Genomic DNA, 18,759 nt, shown 5'->3' with positions numbered 1-18,759 from the left:
AAAAGAGAGGAATACCTGTGACACAAAGTTTTTGTGATTATACTGTGTCAGTGGTATTTAAAGGTGCATTATGGATGCTGAGGAACTGTTGGAGAAATACGCCGCAGGAGAACGGAAATTTCATTCAGTAAATTTGAGAGGTGTAGACCTCAAAGGTGCAAATCTGAGTGGGATAGACCTAACAAGTGCAGATTTGACGGGAGTAGATTTAAATGATGCCAACCTGAGTAAGGCATGTCTTAAAAGCACAAATCTCACCAGGGCATCTTTGACAGGTGCAAATTTAAGTGGTTTGCTGGAAAGTTCTAGTTTAAATTTGAGTTGGGCAGATTTAATTTGTGCTGACTTCAGTAAGGCAAATATCAGTAGTGGAAACTTAAGTAACGCTAACTTGAAGAATACAAACTTTAGTGAAGCAGTCCTGAATAGCGCTAATTTCAGTAACGCTAATCTGGATAATGCCAATTTGAGTAAAGCAAACCTGAGTAAAGCAAACTTGAGTAAAGCTAACCTAGATAAGGCAAACTTAAGTGATGCTATACTCAATTCCGCAAACTTAACCGACGCATCCTTAAATGAAGCAAAATTTGTTAGAGCTAATCTTAGTGATGCTAATTTAAGTGGGGCTAACTTGTTTGGATCTGATTTGAGTCAAGCAAACCTAACTTATGTGAAACTCAAAGACACTATTTTACAGGGAGCCACGATTGGGGGCGTTCATTGGCAGGAAAAGGATTTGTCTGGAATGAATCTGACTGAGGCTAATCTAAGTTCAGCAAATCTTATAGGCGTAAATTTTAGAAAAGTCTGTCTAAAAGGGGCAAATTTAGAGAAAGCAGAACTGCAAAAAGTAGATTTGATGAACGCGAATCTAAACGAGGCAAACCTAAAGAAGGCAAATTTAACTGGCGCAAATATCTACGGAGCAACCTTTAAAAATGCAGACCTCACTGGTGCGATAATGCCAGATGGAGAAGTCTACAAGCCGATCGCAGCTGAAGCAGAAATCGGTAAACAGGAAACATCGTTAGGGAAAGTAATATCTATGACCCGTAAAGTAATTAATACTGATAACGCACCCGCACCAGTCGGCCCTTATAATCAAGCGATCGCAGCTTCAGGTCAATTTGTATTCATCGCTGGACAAATTGCCATCGATCCCCGCCTTGGTGATGTCGTCTACACTGATGATGTCAAAAAGCAAACTGAGCAGGTATTAGCTAATCTTGAAGCCATCCTCACAGCAGCCGGTGCGACTTTTAAAGATGTGGTAAAGACCACTGTATTTTTAGCTGATATGAATGATTTTGCGGCGGTGAATGCGATTTATGCTAAATATTTCCCGGAAGATACAGCCCCAGCGCGGGCTTGTGTTCAGGTATCGCGCTTACCTAAAGATGTATTGGTAGAAATTGATGCGATCGCTGTAATTAGCGGTTAAGAGAAATAGAATAATGAGCAAAATTTTAACGGTTACATTTGATGGTTCTGTTTTGCGTCCAAATATTCCACCTGATTTAGAACCGAACAAACGCTATGTGATTAGCATTGTTTCTGAGGATATTAGTTCATCTCAAATTAAAGCGACTGATGTGTGGGATGTATTAGAAGATTTAACGGGGACAGTTGAAGCACCCGAAGATTGGGCAAGTCAACATGACCATTACTTGTATGGCACACCAAAACGTCACCCTGAAATTAACACATGACGGGTGAGCAAATATTTTTAGACACTGTTTTAAAAAATTATGAATTCAAGGGCAGAATTGGCAATTAACAATTGTAAGTATTTTTGAGTGTTCCCCTCCGATGAATGCGATCGCCTCTACAACTTTGGGAATACTGAAATTAAGTACCCTAAAGGAGTATTAAAAATGGCAGAAAATCGTATCAGTGCCACTTTAGCCCCAGCAGACAGAGAAGCGGTCATGCAGGCGATCGCTACAATTAGAGAAAAGTTACCATTTTTGATTGATTTGACTACTGAAGACCGACGCACCATAGTCAAGATGGGAGATAAAAGTCGGGCTTTTGTTAGCAAAGCCTTAGAAGTGGCAACACAGAACCCTAACTTTTTGCCTCGTTATTTTGATTTGGAAGAGATGCGCCGGGATTTGGAAATATATGAGGACTTATATCCGGTGCTGTTGTCTCTAACCCAACTGCAAGAACTGGTAGATGATACCTGTATTGCGGCTGGTAGTGAAGCTTATGCAGCAGCCTTGGCAATTTACAACTATGCCAAAGCTAGCGGTGATGTTACAGGTTTGGATGCAGTCATTGATGAAATGGGACGCAGGTTCAGCCGTCGTTCCAAGAAAAAGAAACCTGAAGCCGCGGCCAGCTCAAGCATAAAATAGGCGATGCCTGCGGCGGGTTGCGCCTACGTCGCAGTTATAAATTTGGGCAAAATACACGTTACTCGTAGGGAAGTACACCTGTGCTTCCCTACCGTGTTTTCTATCTAAATTACCAATTTGAAAAAAGAATCCGACAAATAGACCATTTGTAGAGACGCGATGAATCGCGTCTTTACCCAAGGATGTATTGCAATCATCAATTAAAATGGTATGAAAATTTTTGCAACCCACGCAGGCGGATTTTATTTGTGTAGCCGCGACTTCTAGTCGCCAAGGCATTTTTGAGCCTTTGAGCCTGACAGTTGAGCCTTTGAACCTCAACATTGAGCCTTTGAGCCTGACAGTTGAGCCTTTTATCCTCAACGTTGAGCCTTTGAGCCTGACGATTGAGCCTTTTAGCCTCAACGTTGAGCCTTTGAGCCTGATGATTGAGCCTTTTAGCCTCAACGTTGCGCCTTTGAGCCTCGAAGTTGCACCTTTTATCCTCGAAGTTGCGCCTTTTAGCCTGAGATTAGAAGTTTATCTAGATAAATTGTTAAATTTACTACTGGTTTTCAGGAAAAATTTAATAAAACCTTGTTGAAATATATTAACTCAGTACATCTACCAGCATCATACAGCAGCAATGAGCAATACCTCTGGATTTTCAGTCAGCAAACCTGTTGCATTATGGAATAAACCCATTAAAGCTGACTTTAAAGAACTATTTAAATCACTAGGAAAAGGTGCGATAAATGGGGTTTTGGGTCAGTGGGGAGAGGTAGCTAAAGATGCTTTGGAAGCTACAACAGCACTAGGTTTGTCAGCAGCACCAGAGGAAGTTGCTTGGTTACTAATTTACCGTTCTTTGGTAGAAGCAATAGTGAGTTTGGTCAAAGGAAATCAAGAATTACTGTTTGAAAAACCAAACGAGAGCGATCTTGAGCTATTGTGCGATCGCCTCAACCATTCTCTAGAAAGTATAGAATTGCGTATTGACCAAGATTTTTTTAGCCGTCCCAAAGATTTGCCGATTCTGGAACCGATTAAAATTGCTTTTGCCGACTGGTTAAAATACTTTAGCGTCAATGAAGCACAGGCACTAACAATTAGTCATCGTCTTCCTACCTATTTTGTGTTTGCCCTACATGAAGAGTGGGCAAAACATCCAGAAAAATATGCTTGTTTAAAAGAAGAACTGGATACCCCCTTTACTCAAGCCAATGAACGGGAACAGTCATGGCAGCGTTATTTAGCTTGGCTACAAAGACAGGTTGAAGAACCAATGATGCTTTTAGAAGCTTTTGGTTTAAAACAAGTTTATGTTCCTTTACACGCCTACTATAAGCAGAAAGTTGGGGGTGAAAAGTCAGAAGAATTTGAACGCCGACTTAGAGAAGATGAGAAATATCAGCGAATTGTTCTTGACTTAGAAACTGAACTGGAAGCTTGGTTAGAAAAAGGCGATCGCCATGATGCCATTAGAGTGATTAGTGGTGGCCCAGGAAGTGGTAAATCTTCTTTTGCTAAAATCTTTGCAGCTAACCAAGCAGAAAAAGGGAAAATTCCGGTTTTATTTATTCCTTTGCACCATTTTGATCCCTCGGAAGACTTAGTTGATGCAATTAGTAAGTTTGTACGAGACGATGGCTTTCTCAGACATAATCCCTTAGATAAAGATAAGGCTGATTCACCCTTACTCATTATATTTGATGGTTTGGATGAGCTTGCCATACAGGGCAAAATTGCTACTGAAACTGCTAAACAATTTGTGCGTGAGGTTCAAAAAAAAGTAGACCGCTTTAATATGCGTGAAAATTGCTTACAAGTATTAATCAGTAGTCGAGAACTGGTTGTGCAAGCAAATATTAGCGACTTTCGTCAACCACAGCAAATCTTGCATATATTGCCTTATTTTGTTACTGAATATGAGAGAAAAAATCACATTGACGATCAAAATTTGTTGCAGCAAGATCAACGTCAGATTTGGTGGTATAAATACGGCAATGCTAGCGGACGAGGATATGATTGCTTACCAGAAGAGTTAAACCAAGATAACCTTACAGAAATTACTGCCCAACCCTTACTGAATTACCTGGTAGCATTGAGTTTTAACCAGCAAAATAAATTTCCTACAGACGGCAACCTGAATGCAATTTATGCAAATTTACTCACAGCAGTTTATCAGCGTGGTTGGGCTGGTTATCAACATCCGGCTATTCGTGGAATTGAGGAAAAAGACTTTGTTCGTATCTTGGAAGAAATTGCTTTAGCTTCTTGGCATGGAGATGGACGGACAACAACTGTCAGAGAGATTGAAGCCCATTGTGAAAACAGTAATTTAAAACGTCTTTTAGACAAGTCTCAAAAAAGTGCAAAATTAGGCGTAATTCGTCTTTTGATTGCCTTTTATTTTCGTGAGAGTGGAGTGAAGGAACAGGAAAAAACTTTTGAATTTACCCACAAAAGTTTTGGTGAATATTTGACAGCAAAACGCATTGTGCGAGAAGTTAGACTTATTCATAAAAAGCTGAAGGCTCGCCAGGATGATCCAGACGAAGGATGGGATGAGCGCGAGGCTTTAAAAAGGTGGGCAATTCTCTGCGGTGTATCCCATATAGATGAATACCTTTTTAAGTTTGTTGCGGATGAAATGCGTTTACAGAATGCATTGGATGTTGGCAATTGGCAGCAGACATTATGTCATCTGATTAGTTTTATGTTGCGTCATGGAATGCCGATGGAACGCTTGACTCCAAGACCTGATTTTCAAGAAGAAAATAGACAAGCACGAAATGCAGAAGAAGCGTTGTTAGCTGTCTTAAATGCTTGCGCTAGAGTAACAAAGATAGTTTCAAAGATTCAATGGCATACTCCTGAAGCTTTCGGTATCTGGATTTCCCGCTTGCAAGGGCAAAGAATCACTACTAATACTGATGTGTTTTGCTTGAATTGCCTGAGTTTTTTGGATTTACAAGTTTGCGTTTTAGTTTTTAAAGATATTGTTCAGGCGAATCTTGAAAGGGCGAATCTTAAAGGGGCAAATCTTAAAGGAGCGAATCTTGTACGAGCGAATCTTGAAGGAGCAGATATTGAAGGGGCAAATCTTGAAGGGGCAAATCTTGAAGGGGCAAATCTTGAACGGGCAAATCTTGAAGGGGCAAATCTTGCACGGGCATATCTTAAAGGGGCGAATCTTAAAGAGGTAAATCTTGCACAGGCGAATCTTGTACGGGCATATCTTAAAGGGGCGAATCTTGAAGGGGCAAATCTTGAACGGGCAAATCTTGAACGGGCAAATCTTGAACGGGCGTTTCTTGTAAGGGCGAATCTGGAAGGTGCAAATCTTAAAGGGGCGAATCTTAAAGAGTCGAAAATGTAGCAGACTTGAATGAGGATTCTAGTTAAGACTCCGATAAGTGACTTACAAACATTAAGAATTTGTAGTGGCGTGACACAGCATTAAGCGATTTTTCCTTTTTATGACAAAGTGCAGGCGATCGCTCAACACTATTGCATATAAATATTAAGCGATCGCTTTTACAACTGTGCCCAACTCATGACAAAGTGTAGGCGATCGCTTCATTCCCAACTTTTGCAAAAGCTTGGCAAAAATTACCCCTGAACGTGAAGAACCTGCACTACGTTGTTAGGGTGTGGGTAAGCGATCGTAAGATTCCGGTTCAATATCTGGTACTTTCGCTAAAACTGCGTCGTATTTTTCTCGACTGCCTCGCTTTGCTGGCTCACCTAGATAAATTTCAGTTGTGAGTACAGCGATTTTTTCCGCAACTGCTGTTGCCACAAACTGATCGATAGAAATGCCGTCTTGTTTGGCAAGTTCCTGCAAACTTTTGTACAAAGAGTCAGGAAGCTGGACGCTGAGGTTGCTCATGACAATGCTCCAATAGATTGCAAAAACTCCGCAAACGAAAAGCACTCCCTAGTTTGAAACGCACACCAGCAACGATAAAATTTGTATCAAGGACAACTTGTGGAACTGTCATAGAAGCATGATACTGGCTCTCTACTTACGAATCAATGCTGTTTTGCAGTTCTAATACCAATTTAAAAATGATTACGAGTGATTTTATATTTTAGACGATCGGCCCGATCAAAACGGCATTTACCTAAATCCACTCAAATCCCTGTGCGGCTAAAAATTCTTTAGCTGGTTCCAAAATATCTTTGCTTAAAACCAGCTTGATTTTTGGAGAACTAAGATGCAAGCGAAAACGCTGAATAAATAGTTGGTTAGCAGGTTCAATTTTCCTAATGGCACTCCAGGGAATCAACAAAGGCGTCAGTCCCAAGCTAAACAACGGAAAAATACTCAGATAAATCCCTTGAGGAGTGATACCAACATTTAAAGTTCCTTTGTAGTACACCAAACCCACAGAACCGCTTATCATTCGCGAAAAGTTTAGTGGCGGCGCTTCTTGGGTACGGTAGAGTTTAGCTAGGCGATTCCAGTCATGACGGAATAGAAAAATCATGACTATCGTGGAAAATGTCAAAAAAACGATGTATGTCCACTGAAGGTTATGTGGCATTTGCTTTTAAGTCATTGATGATTGACGCTTCCACTGTAAGCGATGTCTAACGAAAAGCCTCTCTGAGGCTACATATTCATCAATCAATCACGTTTTCTTAAATTTTTCCAAATTATCGGAGCATTCCGGTTAAAAATTGTTCAATAGAAACCCTTCCACTCAAAAAACTGGCCTTAATTAAAGCCAGTTTTTTGATTTTATTGCTAACTTCTAGCAAATTTTACAGCCGATATTAATGGAACACACTTAATGAAGATATTATTAAGCTTTCTCATTCAAATGTCAAGATTTAACTATTTTTTTCAGCAAAACTTACCGTTAGATATTGCTACTTCCCTTACATTCTCAGGCTTTGCGGATAAGTTCTTGTCACCAAAATGCTGATTCATCAGCGCCGGTATTTGTGAAGCTTGAATTCGGCTATGGCGAGTTTTATCTGGCATAACTAGGTTTGGCCCAGCTTTACAGTTTTTCATACAACCAGTGCCCTTGATTGTAACTTGGTCTTCTAAACCGCGATCGCTTAAAGCCGCCTCCAATGCCTGACAAACTCCGTTACCACCGCGTTTCATACAATCAGACTTTTGACACACCAAAATGGTGGCCTTAGTCTTAGCTGGTTTTGCCTTGACATGATCAATAGATGGAGATTCTTGTGGTGCTGCGATCGTTTGAACTGTCGCAATTCCAGAATTCGCCGCCATTACACGTTCAGCTTTGAGTGTAACTTTGTCTTTTTTTATATCGTATTCTTTATAACCAACAACTTGTAGCCAAGTACCTGCTGGTAGCCGCAAATCAAAAGCAGCCCGTAAATGTTTAGCAAGTTTAACGTAGCATTCACCCTCATGAGTACTCAGCAGTAGACCTTTGAGCTTATACCCATCTTTAATAACAAAATTTATAAACCTGCCTTCAAGGCAAAATTCTGATCTTTGAGATACACCCATTTTTTGACCTCCTTTTAACTAATACAAGCTATCAAGCAAGAAATTCTCAGCAGTACCCACAGATTAGAACTATTGATAGCGACTCTGCCAGCAACACTCAAGAGTCCAAATCTGATCTTGACGAGAGACTGTAAATCGCCGTATCACACTCCAAAGTTGAACAGCCGCAGTCGGATTGCCAATTTCAACTTTCAATGGCTGGTTAGCCGCACAACTACAGGGAATGTCTAACTCCTTTAGGCGTTGATAGACTTGCCAGCGGTCTGTCCAATTCACCTCTACAAGGTGACTTATTTCTATTTCTGAACTAAACGATTTCAAGAAAATTGCCCTCAAAGTGCAACAAACTTGCAGTAATCACCGCAATTTAACTCCCAGCTTTTTCAAAGCCTTAGAAGTCTAACCTCTTAAAACCAGCATAGCTTAAGTGCAAACAATTCTCATTAATTTTGGAAAAAATAAAATTTTTTAGCGATCGCATCAGGCAGAAATCAAGTCAAAATTCTTGCAGAAACTTCTCGAAGCACTTGGGGATATAAGGTTTAACTTCCCGCAGAGCGAGAGATGAAGGAGAAAATTTTACCTTGTCTTTCCCATATCTGGTCTTGAAAGTTATGCATGTTAAAGCCTATCTGTCAAGATTGATAATGATAGATATATGTAATTTAATGAAACTACTATCATCCACCAAACAACAAACTAGAGATTTTTGGTAAGTAAAAATACAAAATATTGTGATGGCAGATTGGCTTGCTCTTATTATTAAAATGTTAATATGTAAGGAATAAGCAGTTAAAATCTACATCTGCTAAAAAGCGAGGAAAACTAATGTCTGAAACGCAAACTTTGTTACGAAATTTTGGTCATGTATATGACAATCCCGTATTGTTGGATCACAGCGTAACTGCTCCAATCACAGAAGGATTTAACGTTATATTAGCTAGTTTCCAGGCACTATACTTGCAGTATCAAAAGCATCATTTTGTAGTTGAAGGCTCAGAATTTTATTCTCTGCATGAGTTTTTCAACGAAAGCTACAACCAAGTACAAGACCATATCCATGAAATTGGAGAACGCTTGGACGGGCTAGGTGGTGTGCCAGTAGCGACCTTTAGCAAATTAGCAGAATTAACTGTTTTTGAGCAAGAATCTGAAGGTGTATATTCCTCTCGCCAAATGGTGGAAAATGACCTAGCTGCCGAACAAGCGATTATTGGCGTAATTCGCCGCCAAGCTGCTCAGGCAGAGAGTTTAGGCGATCGGGGTACACGCTATCTGTACGAAAAGATTTTGTTGAAAACTGAGGAACGTGCTTATCATTTGTCACACTTCCTCGCTAAAGACAGCTTAACTTTAGGATTTGTCCAAGCTGCTCAAAGCTAAAACTCTCATAATCTAGATTTATCTATCTAGACTGAAAAAAAGTTGGCAGCACTAACTCTTAAAATATTATAAAAAATGGCAGGGAATGGTATCACTACATCTCTGCCATTTTTAATTTAAGTAAACATATTTACACAATATTTAATATTGATAATACATAGCAATTAGATAGTGAAAATAAATTCCTATCTAAGTAATCTATCTGTGCATAAATAAGTAAATGGATATGTACCACAATAAATCACCAGTCGTTGAAAAGCATCATCCGGTTAAATAATAAATATTTGCAAAAGCTTTAAAAATTTAAGCATCACAATTAAATAAAATTAGAAATACAAAATAATTGTTGGGCATTGGGCATTGAAAAGAGGCAGAGGGGCAGGGTGCGGAGGGGAAAACTCTTCTCCCTTGCTCCCTGCTCCCCTGCTCCCTTGTCCCCCACTCCCCAATACCTTTCGGTTAAGGGGAAAAAGGGAAAAGGGAAAAGAAAAACCTTTAACCTTTACCCCTTAACCTTTTCCCCAAACCCAATTTCAAGTTAAAAATGCTTAACCGAACAGTATTGCCCCACTGCCCCCTCCCTCTCTGTCATCAAACTTAGAAAACTTAATAATAAAAAGCACGATGGGGGGTAAAGACACTTAAAATAATCAGGATTTGTATTCTCGTATTCCAAGGCAACGACTATGCCCCGCCGTGACGACCTCCAGAAGATTCTACTGTTAGGTTCTGGTCCAATTGTGATCGGACAAGCCTGTGAGTTTGACTACTCTGGCACTCAAGCCTGCAAAGCGCTCCGAGAAGAAGGCTATGAAGTGGTTTTGGTCAACTCCAATCCTGCAACTATTATGACCGACCCGGAAACGGCCGATCGCACTTACATTGAGCCGCTGACGCCGGAATTGGTCGAAAAAGTCATTGAGAAAGAACGCCCCGATGCTTTACTACCAACGATGGGAGGACAAACCGCCCTCAACCTCGCCGTTGCTTTAGCCAAAAATGGCGTGTTGGAAAAGTACGGTGTTGAATTAATCGGCGCTAAACTCCCAGCGATCGAAAAAGCCGAAGATCGAAAACTGTTTGGTGAAGCAATGGCAAGGATTGGAGTAGCTGTTTGTCCCAGCGATACAGCCGAATCTTTAGAAGAAGCCAAAGCTGTTGCCCGCCAAATTGGTACTTATCCCCTAATTATTCGTCCTGCCTTCACAATGGGAGGAAGTGGCGGTGGTATTGCCTACAACCAAGAAGAATTTGAAGAAATGGCACAGGTGGGTATAGATGCCAGCCCTGTTTCGCAAATTCTCATTGACCAGTCTTTACTCGGCTGGAAAGAATATGAACTCGAAGTGATGCGTGACTTAGCAGATAACGTGGTGATTATCTGCTCCATCGAAAACCTTGATCCAATGGGCATTCACACCGGGGACTCTATTACCGTCGCTCCCGCGCAAACCCTCACTGATAAAGAATATCAAAGGCTGCGGGATATGGCAATTAAAATCATCCGCGAGATCGGTGTGGAAACTGGCGGTTCTAATATTCAGTTTGCCGTCAATCCGCTGAATGGGGATGTGGTTGTAATTGAAATGAACCCCCGCGTTTCCCGTAGTTCGGCTTTATCTTCCAAAGCTACAGGTTTCCCCATCGCCAAAATGGCTGCAAAATTGGCTGTGGGCTACACCTTGGATGAAATTAAAAATGACATCACCAAGAAAACTCCCGCATCCTTTGAGCCGACAATTGACTATGTGGTGACAAAAATCCCTCGCTTCGCCTTTGAAAAGTTCCCTGGCTCTGACCCAGTACTGACAACTCAAATGAAGTCTGTGGGGGAAGCAATGGCAATTGGGCGGACTTTCAACGAATCCTTTCAAAAGGCACTGCGATCGCTCGAAACCGGACGCGCTGGTTGGGGTTGCGACAAAGCCGAAAAATTACCCAGTGGTGAACAAATCCGCGCCCAACTACGGACACCTAACCCCGATCGCATTTTCGCCGTGCGTCATGCCTTGCAGCAAGGGATGACCATTGAAGAAATCTATGAACTCACTGGTATTGACCGATGGTTCCTAGATAAATTACAGCAACTTCTAGAGGTCGAAAAATTCCTGAAACGGACACCGTTGCAGCAGTTGACAAAAGAGCAACTTTATGAAGTGAAGCGGGACGGATATAGCGATCGCCAGATTGCTTATGCCACCAAAACTACTGAAGATGAAGTTCGCGCCTACCGCAAGTCACTAGGGATTATCCCAGTTTATAAAACCGTAGATACCTGTGCTGCTGAGTTTGAAGCCTTTACCCCGTATTACTATTCTACCTACGAACAAGAAACAGAGGTAATGCCCGCAACCAAGCCAAAAGTGTTGATTTTGGGTGGTGGCCCCAACCGCATTGGCCAGGGAATTGAGTTTGATTATTGTTGTTGTCACGCCGCTTATGCCTTGAAGGATGCGGGGTATGAAACGATTATGGTCAACTCTAACCCAGAGACAGTTTCAACAGACTACGATACCAGCGATCGCCTTTACTTTGAGCCTTTAACAAAAGAAGATGTCCTTAACATCATCGAAACTGAAAATCCAGTTGGGGTAATAATCCAGTTTGGCGGACAAACACCCCTAAAATTGGCTATTCCATTACAAGAATTTCTTAGCAATAACACTTCTGGACTCCTCACAAAAATTTGGGGTACATCGCCAGATTCCATCGACATGGCAGAAAACCGGGAGCGGTTTGAAAAGATTCTCCAACAGTTGAATATTTCCCAGCCGCCCAATGGTATCGCTCGGAGTTACGAAGACGCGCTGATTGTTGCCAAACGTATAGGCTATCCGGTGGTGGTGCGTCCCAGCTATGTGTTGGGGGGACGAGCGATGGAAATCGTCTATTCCGATTCTGAGTTGGAACGCTACATGAGCTTTGCGGTACTCATAGAACCAGAACATCCGATTTTGATTGATAAGTTTTTAGAAAACGCCATTGAAGTCGATGTCGATGCGATCGCCGATCATAGCGGACGGGTGGTGATTGGTGGTATTATGGAACACATCGAGCAAGCAGGGATTCACTCAGGAGATTCTGCTTGTTCTTTACCTTCCATTTCCCTATCACCAGCAGTTCTCAATCAAATTCGCACTTGGACGGTGCAGCTAGCACAAGCCCTGTCAGTCGTTGGCTTGATGAATATTCAGTTTGCTGTTGTCGGTGCAAGCAGCTATTCTCCCCAAGTTTATATTCTCGAAGCTAATCCCCGCGCCTCCCGTACAGTTCCCTTTGTATCTAAAGCAACAGGAGTACAGTTAGCGAAATTAGCATCCTTAATTATGTCAGGCAAAACCTTAGAGGAGCTACACTTCACCGAGGAAGTCATACCCACACATATTGCTGTAAAAGAAGCAGTATTACCCTTTAATAAATTCCCTGGAACTGATACAATATTGGGCCCAGAAATGAGATCCACTGGTGAGGTGATGGGGATTGACAGCGACTTTGGCCGGGCCTTTGCCAAAGCAGAATTGGGTGCTGGGGAGCGTTTACCGCTAACGGGAACTGTATTTGTATCAATGAGCGATCGCGATAAAGCTGCTGCAAGTGGTGTGGTGAAGGAATTTATCGATTTGGGCTTTACAGTGATGGCTACCCTTGGTACACGCCGAGTTCTTCTTGAACAGGGGTTAAATATTGAGTTGGTGTTGAAACTCCATGAAGGTCGTCCCCACGTTCTAGATGCAATCAAAAACCAAAAAATCCAACTTATTATCAACACACCATCCGGGGAAGAAGCCCAGACTGATGCTAGGTTAATCCGCCGCACAGCCTTAGCTTACAAAATTCCCATCATTACTACCATCGCCGGTGCCAAAGCTACCGTCGCCGCCATTCGTTCCTTACAAAATACGACTTTGGACGTAAAAACCATCCAAGAGTACTGCCCGATTGCGAGGTAGTAGGGAGCAGGGGAGCAAGGAGAAGGGAGAAGAGTTTTCCCCTCCGCCCCCCGCACCCCGCCCCTCTGCCTCTTTTCAATGCCCAATACCCAATTCCCAGAAAAAATTAAGTCATTGTTATAAGAGAATGACTATAGTTCTCATTGAGATACTTTAACAAATATGAGGAAGCTTATGTTAACCAGATAATTTCTTAAATTGACTTATAGTCATCCTTAAGATAGAGGGCGACGTTTCATGAACTGGAACAACCAGGAAATTTAATGTCGCCATCTAGCCAAAACATTCTCATAAATGTTACAATTGTTAATAAGAATCCAATAAAAAATGTTTAATAAGCAACCTTTTATCTAACTGTAGATACTTGTGAAAAGTAGGAAATAACTGTAGTTTTAGCAGTTAAGAAGCCTAAATTTGATTATTATGAGCAGCCGAGTTTATCGGGCGCGTAAGTTGCAAACCATAGTATAGGTTCCCAGTTAACTGGGTAACACCCTAATAAAGCATCTATCCCTTAATGACCCTACCGCCAAACCCATCATTACCAAAGAGTAGCGCCATGAAGACCGCTCAGACAGCCACAGACCTCGTGCGGACTTACCTGCGTGAGATTGGCCGTGTGCCACTCTTAACACACGAGGAAGAGATTTTCTATGGTAAACAGGTGCAACGTTCCTGCGCTTTGCACGAATCAAGGGAAAATCTTGCCACCCAGCTAGATCGTCAACCGACTCTAGAAGAGTGGGCCAAAGCGACAAACCTAGAACCAGCAGAGTTGAACGAAGCGATCGCCGATGGTGAAATTGCCAAGCGTAAGATGGTAGAAGCCAATTTGCGGCTGGTAGTCTCCGTTGCTAAAAAGTACATCAAGCGCAACGTCGATTTACTGGACTTGATCCAAGAAGGTAGTATTGGTATGCAACGGGGCGTAGAAAAGTTTGACCCCACCAAAGGGTACAGATTTTCTACTTATGCCTATTGGTGGATTCGGCAAGCTATCACTCGTGCTATTGCCGAAAAAGCCCGCACCATTCGGCTGCCGATCCATATCACCGAAAAATTAAATAAGATTAAAAAGGCACAGCGCCAATTGTCTCAAAAATTGGGGCGCGCTCCCACAGCTGGAGAGCTAGCCGAAGAATTAGAATTGACCCCCAAACAAGTACGAGAGTATCTAGAAAAGGCGCGTTTGCCCCTTTCTTTGGATTTGCGGTTGGGTGATAATTACGATACCGAACTCGGAGAAATGCTGGAAGATCCAGGCGCATCTCCCGAAGAGTTCGTCATGCAATCTTCCTTATCTTATGACTTAGATCGCCTAATGGGCGATCTAACGCCACAACAGAGGGAAGTAATCACACTGCGCTTTGGGTTAACTGATGGGCAAGCGCTGACTCTGGCGAGAATTGGTGAAATCCTGAACATCAGTCGAGAACGAGTGCGGCAAATTGAGCGGGAAGCTTTAACTAAACTTCGTAAATCTAAAGCCAATATGGATGAATATTTGGCAAGTTAGGGGAAACTTAGGAGTTAAGATTTAGGAGTGATGAGTTTTTAATTAACTCTTCACTCCTCACTTTATTTATTGGGGTGAGAAAATACGCTGGCTTTTGTACGGTTACACCTACTTCCACTAGACAGCTAGGCTGTTACATTAGTTGACAGGAAGACAAAATAACTAAGTCAAATCCAAAACAGGCATTTAATATTTAAATCACAAGCACCGCAGCCAATAGTGGTAGTTAAGGAGCTAAAAAATGAGTAACCCATCCAATCGTGTCTCAGAGTTTTTTAATAGCGAATCAGAAACTAATGATTTACTATGGCAGTACGTTAAATCCTTGAGTCCAGAGACAGTTACACAGCTATCTAAACCCACATCTGCTGAAGTGTTTCAGGTGATGGAACGGAATATTACAGGACTTTTGGGTAATCTACCTTCAGAACACTTTGGTGTTACTGTAACCACAAATCGGGAAAATCTGGGTCGGCTTCTGGCTTCTGCGATGATTAGTGGTTATTTCTTGCGTAACGCTGAACAAAGAATGAATTTTGAAATCGCCCTACAAGGCTCTGAAACGAATCACAGCGAAGTTGAGTAGAAATATAAAATTTGGTTTGGGAAATTAAATATTCTTGGGCTGATAGCGAGTTACAGTTACGGCAATGAGTTGATTAGGGTTGAAATTTAAACGCAGAGGAACGCGGAGGTTAGGGCAGAGTAACGCAAAGTTTTTGGATTTGGTTATCTGTGAACTCCTATAAGTTGGTAATTAGTTTAACTAGAGGCGTATTGCTAAATGATTAATACACATTTGTGGATAAACTAACAGCGTTAGACGGCTTTCGCGATTTTCGCAATAAATTTAAACTCGGCAGAGTTAAAACTACTCTGCCGAGTTTTGTTATTAGTTAAGAGTCAATAATTCTTCCCCTACTCCCCATTTATCCAATCAACTATGAGTGAAACCAGTTCTTTTCCACCCCATAAAATCATTGGTGTTGCAGTAATTTGGAATGACCAAAAGCAAATTTTAATCGATCGCCGTCGTCCAGAAGGAGCTATGGGTGGTTTATGGGAATTTCCTGGTGGTAAAATTGAGCCTGGTGAAACTATCGAAGAGTGTATTCAACGGGAAATTTCCGAAGAACTAGGAATAGTAATTGAAGTGGGAGAACATCTGATTACTATTGACCACAGCTATACAAACTTGCGCGTTACCCTCACAGTACATCACTGCCGCCATCTTACAGGCGTTCCCCAACCTTTAGAATCCGATGAAATTCGCTGGGTAACTTTGGCAGAACTTGAGCAGTTTAATTTTCCGAAAGCAAATACTCAAATTATTGCTGCATTAAAAGGGACTGGGGGCTAGGAAAGAAGCAGAGGGAGCAGAGGAGCAGAGGAGAATAATTAATAACCAATGACTAATCCCGTAACAATCTATTAATTGCATCAGGTTGAGTCCCGCAATTTTCTACAATAGGCGCAGGGACTTTGATTTAAGGTGTCAGCAATATAAATGCCTAAAACCGTTACCGATGTGATGAGCCGCGATCCTATTGTTGTCCGGGAGGAAACTCCACTGAAGGAAGCTATCCAAATTCTCGCAGAACGCCACATCAGCGGACTACCTGTTGTGGATGATCTCGGTAAATTGGTGGGCATTATCTCAGAAACCGATTTGATGTGGCAGGAAACTGGTGTTACTCCACCTGCGTACATTATGTTTCTTGATAGTGTTATCTATTTAAAAAATCCTGCTACTTATGAACGTGATTTGCACAAGGCTCTAGGGCAAACCGTTGGGGAGGTAATGAGTAAAAACCCGATCGCTATTTCCCCTGATAAAACTCTAAAAGAAGCAGCTACAATCATGCACGATCGCAGCGTTCACCGCTTGCCAGTACTTGATAGCACCGGCCAAGTAATTGGCATCCTCACTCGTGGTGATATTATTCGGGCAATGGCTGCTAGTCAAGATTAGTCAAAAATAGAGACGCGATTAATCGCGTCTGTCTTTTTTATACATTTGAAAATCAAGGATAACTAAATGAGTATTACTCCGGAGTCTGTTAGGCAATTGCTCAGTTCTGAGGATTTAGGCGATCGCTTACGTGCAGTAAATCAAATCCGCGAATTGGAACCGGCGATTGGCTTTGAATTAATTCAAAGCGCTATTGGCGATCGCAATTCCCGTGTCCGTTACTCAGCGGTGAGTCAAATGGATACACTCGGAACCCAGGATTTACAGCTATCCTTAGAAATTTTGCGCGATCGCTTGCTTCATGACTCCGAAGTAGATGTACAAGCAGCAGCAGCAGACTGTTTGGGCGCTCTGAAGTTACGCGAAGCTTTTGAAGATTTGCAGCAGCTTTATCATACAACTGGTGAATGGCTAATACAATTCAGTATTATTGCGACATTAGGAGAGTTGGGCGATCCACGAGCTTTTGAACTACTCAAAGAGGCACTCTCATCAGAAAATGAATTAGTCCAAACTGCTGCGATTAGTTCTTTGGGTGACTTGGGAGATGTAGAAGCAGTTTCCCTGTTGGCTCCCTATGCTACCAATCCAGATTGGCAAATTCGTTACAGACTTGTACAAGCCTTGACTCGTTTGGGTAATCCAGAAGCCAAATCTATCTTAGAAACTCTGGCTAATGATGAAGTAGAAGCGATCGCCAATGAAGCGAAACAATCTTTGCAGTCAGCCTAAATCTGGTATGTGACAGATAACAAATTAAAAACAAAATTCAACCTGCCTGGAAAAAATTTACATTCCAGATAGGTTGAAGACACAATTAATTTATTATGATGTCCAGCAAAACTATTTAATCGCAAGGTTGTTGGGATTAATTTATTACGACTGCAATCACGCTTATTTGAACAGAAATATATTATCTCTAGTTCTTCAACGTCAATTCTTTATATAAAAAAGATTGACTAAGCTACAGTTTTGCGGCGACGAGACATAACCATTCCTGCACCAACTATTCCTAAGCCTAGTAGAGTCGTTGGTTCGGGAACAGTGGCAAATGTACCACCAGAAAAGGTTAAATTACTAATTGAACCACCACTAGAAAGAATTGAATTGACGCTAGCAATACTTGCATTGTTTACTTGGAAAGTTAAGTTTCCTCCTCCGTTAGATATTTCTCCAGTTGCACTGGTAAAATATCCAAAAAGTGCAACACCTATACCAACATTAAGACCATCTTGATTTAGCTTGTAGCTAGAAGATGTCAAAGTAAAAGTATTCAATCCATCTGTTATTGAACTAGTATCTGTTCCAGGTAAAATGAAACCGGGATAAGTAAGAGAGCCAAAGTCAATAAATGGATTGTCTGCAACTTTTGATGAAAATGAGATGATGTTACCTATATTGCCTGAGTTAAATGCTGAAAAGTTTCCTGTTGTAGAACCAATTCCAATTGGAGTGATTGGCTGAGGAGTAAAAGTTAGGGCATCTTGAGAAAATGTGATTTGGCTAATACCAGAGGGAGCAGTAAAGCCACCGTTAAACTGAATCTCACCACTAAGTGCAGCAGCTTGTGCAGATCCAGCAGAGGTAAACATGCCAGCAGTAGCTAAGGGAATGGCAGCAGTAAATGCTAAAGTTGCATTGAGTAATTTAGATTTAAAACTAATCATTGTTGTTTGAGGCTCCTAGTAATAACCTTAAATCAGAGCAATTGCTTTACTTATAATTTCAGTAATTTATAGAAAATACTGTCAGTGAAAGCGAAACTTGCGTGATGTATTTCTTATCTCCATGAAATCACATAGACTTAGAGCCTGCAAGAATTACTGAGTGGTCTTCACTACATCTTTAATAGATTACTGTCCTTCATGAAGTCTTAATTCGTCATATATCCGCACTTTGTATATCTTTTATTTAACAAGCTTTAAATTGTTGCCAATGGCTCTGATTTGAAGAAAGTTAGCTTACGTAAGATAAATATAAAAGTATTTATTAATACATAATATTGCTCAACCATTTTTTAGATAAATAGAGTATGCAGTGTATCTATTTTCTCTTCAGTTAATCATTTTTAGTGAAACGGTTCCTCTCATAGCGCA

Annotated in this window: 17 protein-coding genes; 12 read left to right on the top strand and 5 right to left on the bottom strand. The window is 41.4% G+C overall.

What is annotated here, in order from left to right:
- The first annotated feature begins 70 nt into the window (after nucleotides 1-70).
- From FD723_RS43940 to FD723_RS28575, 5 genes are all read left to right on the top strand, one after another.
- A complete protein-coding gene (locus tag FD723_RS43940; RefSeq protein ID WP_179068364.1) occupies nucleotides 71-1,441 on the top strand; it encodes a Rid family detoxifying hydrolase in 1,371 nt (456 codons plus the stop codon).
- A gap of 13 nt (nucleotides 1,442-1,454) precedes the next feature.
- Nucleotides 1,455-1,709: a hypothetical protein gene (locus FD723_RS28590; RefSeq protein ID WP_179068363.1), complete on the top strand. Its 255-nt coding sequence runs from the start codon at nucleotides 1,455-1,457 to the stop codon at nucleotides 1,707-1,709.
- Nucleotides 1,710-1,874: 165 nt separating this feature from the next.
- The gene (locus FD723_RS28585; RefSeq protein ID WP_179068362.1) at nucleotides 1,875-2,360 is read left to right on the top strand and encodes a hypothetical protein; all 486 of its coding nucleotides are present in this window, start codon (nucleotides 1,875-1,877) and stop codon (nucleotides 2,358-2,360) included.
- Nucleotides 2,361-2,580: 220 nt separating this feature from the next.
- Nucleotides 2,581-2,943 carry a hypothetical protein gene (locus tag FD723_RS28580; RefSeq protein WP_179068361.1) on the top strand — a complete coding sequence of 121 codons (363 nt, stop codon included), beginning with the start codon at nucleotides 2,581-2,583 and terminating at the stop codon, nucleotides 2,941-2,943.
- A 42-nt stretch (nucleotides 2,944-2,985) separates the two neighbouring features.
- Entirely contained in the window at nucleotides 2,986-5,721 is a 2,736-nt protein-coding gene (locus FD723_RS28575; RefSeq protein WP_179068360.1) for a pentapeptide repeat-containing protein, read from the top strand.
- Nucleotides 5,722-5,988: 267 nt separating this feature from the next.
- Here FD723_RS28575 and FD723_RS28570 read toward each other — a convergent pair whose 3' ends face one another.
- The 4 genes from FD723_RS28570 to FD723_RS28555 form a co-directional block, all read right to left on the bottom strand.
- Nucleotides 5,989-6,234, bottom strand: coding sequence for a ribbon-helix-helix protein, CopG family (locus FD723_RS28570; protein ID WP_179068359.1), 246 nt, complete (start codon nucleotides 6,232-6,234; stop codon nucleotides 5,989-5,991).
- 235 nt (nucleotides 6,235-6,469) lie between these two features.
- Entirely contained in the window at nucleotides 6,470-6,892 is a 423-nt protein-coding gene (locus tag FD723_RS28565; protein WP_179068358.1) for a hypothetical protein, read from the bottom strand.
- A 302-nt stretch (nucleotides 6,893-7,194) separates the two neighbouring features.
- Nucleotides 7,195-7,842: a (2Fe-2S) ferredoxin domain-containing protein gene (locus FD723_RS28560; protein ID WP_179068357.1), complete on the bottom strand. Its 648-nt coding sequence runs from the start codon at nucleotides 7,840-7,842 to the stop codon at nucleotides 7,195-7,197.
- Nucleotides 7,843-7,911: 69 nt separating this feature from the next.
- Nucleotides 7,912-8,163 (bottom strand): Asr1405/Asl0597 family protein, encoded by a 252-nt coding sequence (locus tag FD723_RS28555; RefSeq protein ID WP_179068356.1) that lies wholly within the window; start codon nucleotides 8,161-8,163, stop codon nucleotides 7,912-7,914.
- Nucleotides 8,164-8,670: 507 nt separating this feature from the next.
- Here FD723_RS28555 and FD723_RS28550 point away from each other — a divergent pair.
- The 7 genes from FD723_RS28550 to nblB all read left to right on the top strand — a co-directional run bounded on the left by FD723_RS28550 (nucleotide 8,671) and on the right by nblB (nucleotide 17,395).
- The gene (locus tag FD723_RS28550) at nucleotides 8,671-9,225 is read left to right on the top strand and encodes a Dps family protein (protein ID WP_179068355.1); all 555 of its coding nucleotides are present in this window, start codon (nucleotides 8,671-8,673) and stop codon (nucleotides 9,223-9,225) included.
- A gap of 686 nt (nucleotides 9,226-9,911) precedes the next feature.
- A complete protein-coding gene (carB, locus tag FD723_RS28545) occupies nucleotides 9,912-13,175 on the top strand; it encodes a carbamoyl-phosphate synthase large subunit (protein WP_179068354.1) in 3,264 nt (1,087 codons plus the stop codon).
- Between the two features lie 559 nt (nucleotides 13,176-13,734).
- On the top strand, nucleotides 13,735-14,691 hold the full coding sequence (locus tag FD723_RS28540) for an RNA polymerase sigma factor, RpoD/SigA family (protein WP_179068353.1): 957 nt from the start codon (nucleotides 13,735-13,737) through the stop codon (nucleotides 14,689-14,691).
- Between the two features lie 241 nt (nucleotides 14,692-14,932).
- Nucleotides 14,933-15,277, top strand: coding sequence for a DUF760 domain-containing protein (locus FD723_RS28535; protein WP_179068352.1), 345 nt, complete (start codon nucleotides 14,933-14,935; stop codon nucleotides 15,275-15,277).
- Between the two features lie 357 nt (nucleotides 15,278-15,634).
- Nucleotides 15,635-16,051, top strand: a complete 417-nt coding sequence (gene mutT, locus FD723_RS28530; protein WP_179068351.1) for an 8-oxo-dGTP diphosphatase MutT — start codon at nucleotides 15,635-15,637, stop codon at nucleotides 16,049-16,051.
- Between the two features lie 147 nt (nucleotides 16,052-16,198).
- Nucleotides 16,199-16,663 (top strand): CBS domain-containing protein, encoded by a 465-nt coding sequence (locus FD723_RS28525; RefSeq protein ID WP_179068350.1) that lies wholly within the window; start codon nucleotides 16,199-16,201, stop codon nucleotides 16,661-16,663.
- A 66-nt stretch (nucleotides 16,664-16,729) separates the two neighbouring features.
- Nucleotides 16,730-17,395, top strand: a complete 666-nt coding sequence (nblB, locus tag FD723_RS28520) for a phycobilisome degradation protein NblB (protein WP_179068349.1) — start codon at nucleotides 16,730-16,732, stop codon at nucleotides 17,393-17,395.
- Nucleotides 17,396-17,622: 227 nt separating this feature from the next.
- Here the strand turns inward: nblB and FD723_RS28515 are convergent, their stop codons facing one another.
- Nucleotides 17,623-18,330: a PEP-CTERM sorting domain-containing protein gene (locus FD723_RS28515; RefSeq protein ID WP_179068348.1), complete on the bottom strand. Its 708-nt coding sequence runs from the start codon at nucleotides 18,328-18,330 to the stop codon at nucleotides 17,623-17,625.
- Between the last annotated feature and the right edge of the window lie 429 nt (nucleotides 18,331-18,759).

The sequence above is a fragment of the Nostoc sp. C052 genome (assembly GCF_013393905.1).
Lineage (GTDB): Bacteria > Cyanobacteriota > Cyanobacteriia > Cyanobacteriales > Nostocaceae > Nostoc.
Note: the sequence above shows the minus strand (reverse complement) of the source record. Positions and strands in the feature narration are given on the sequence as shown.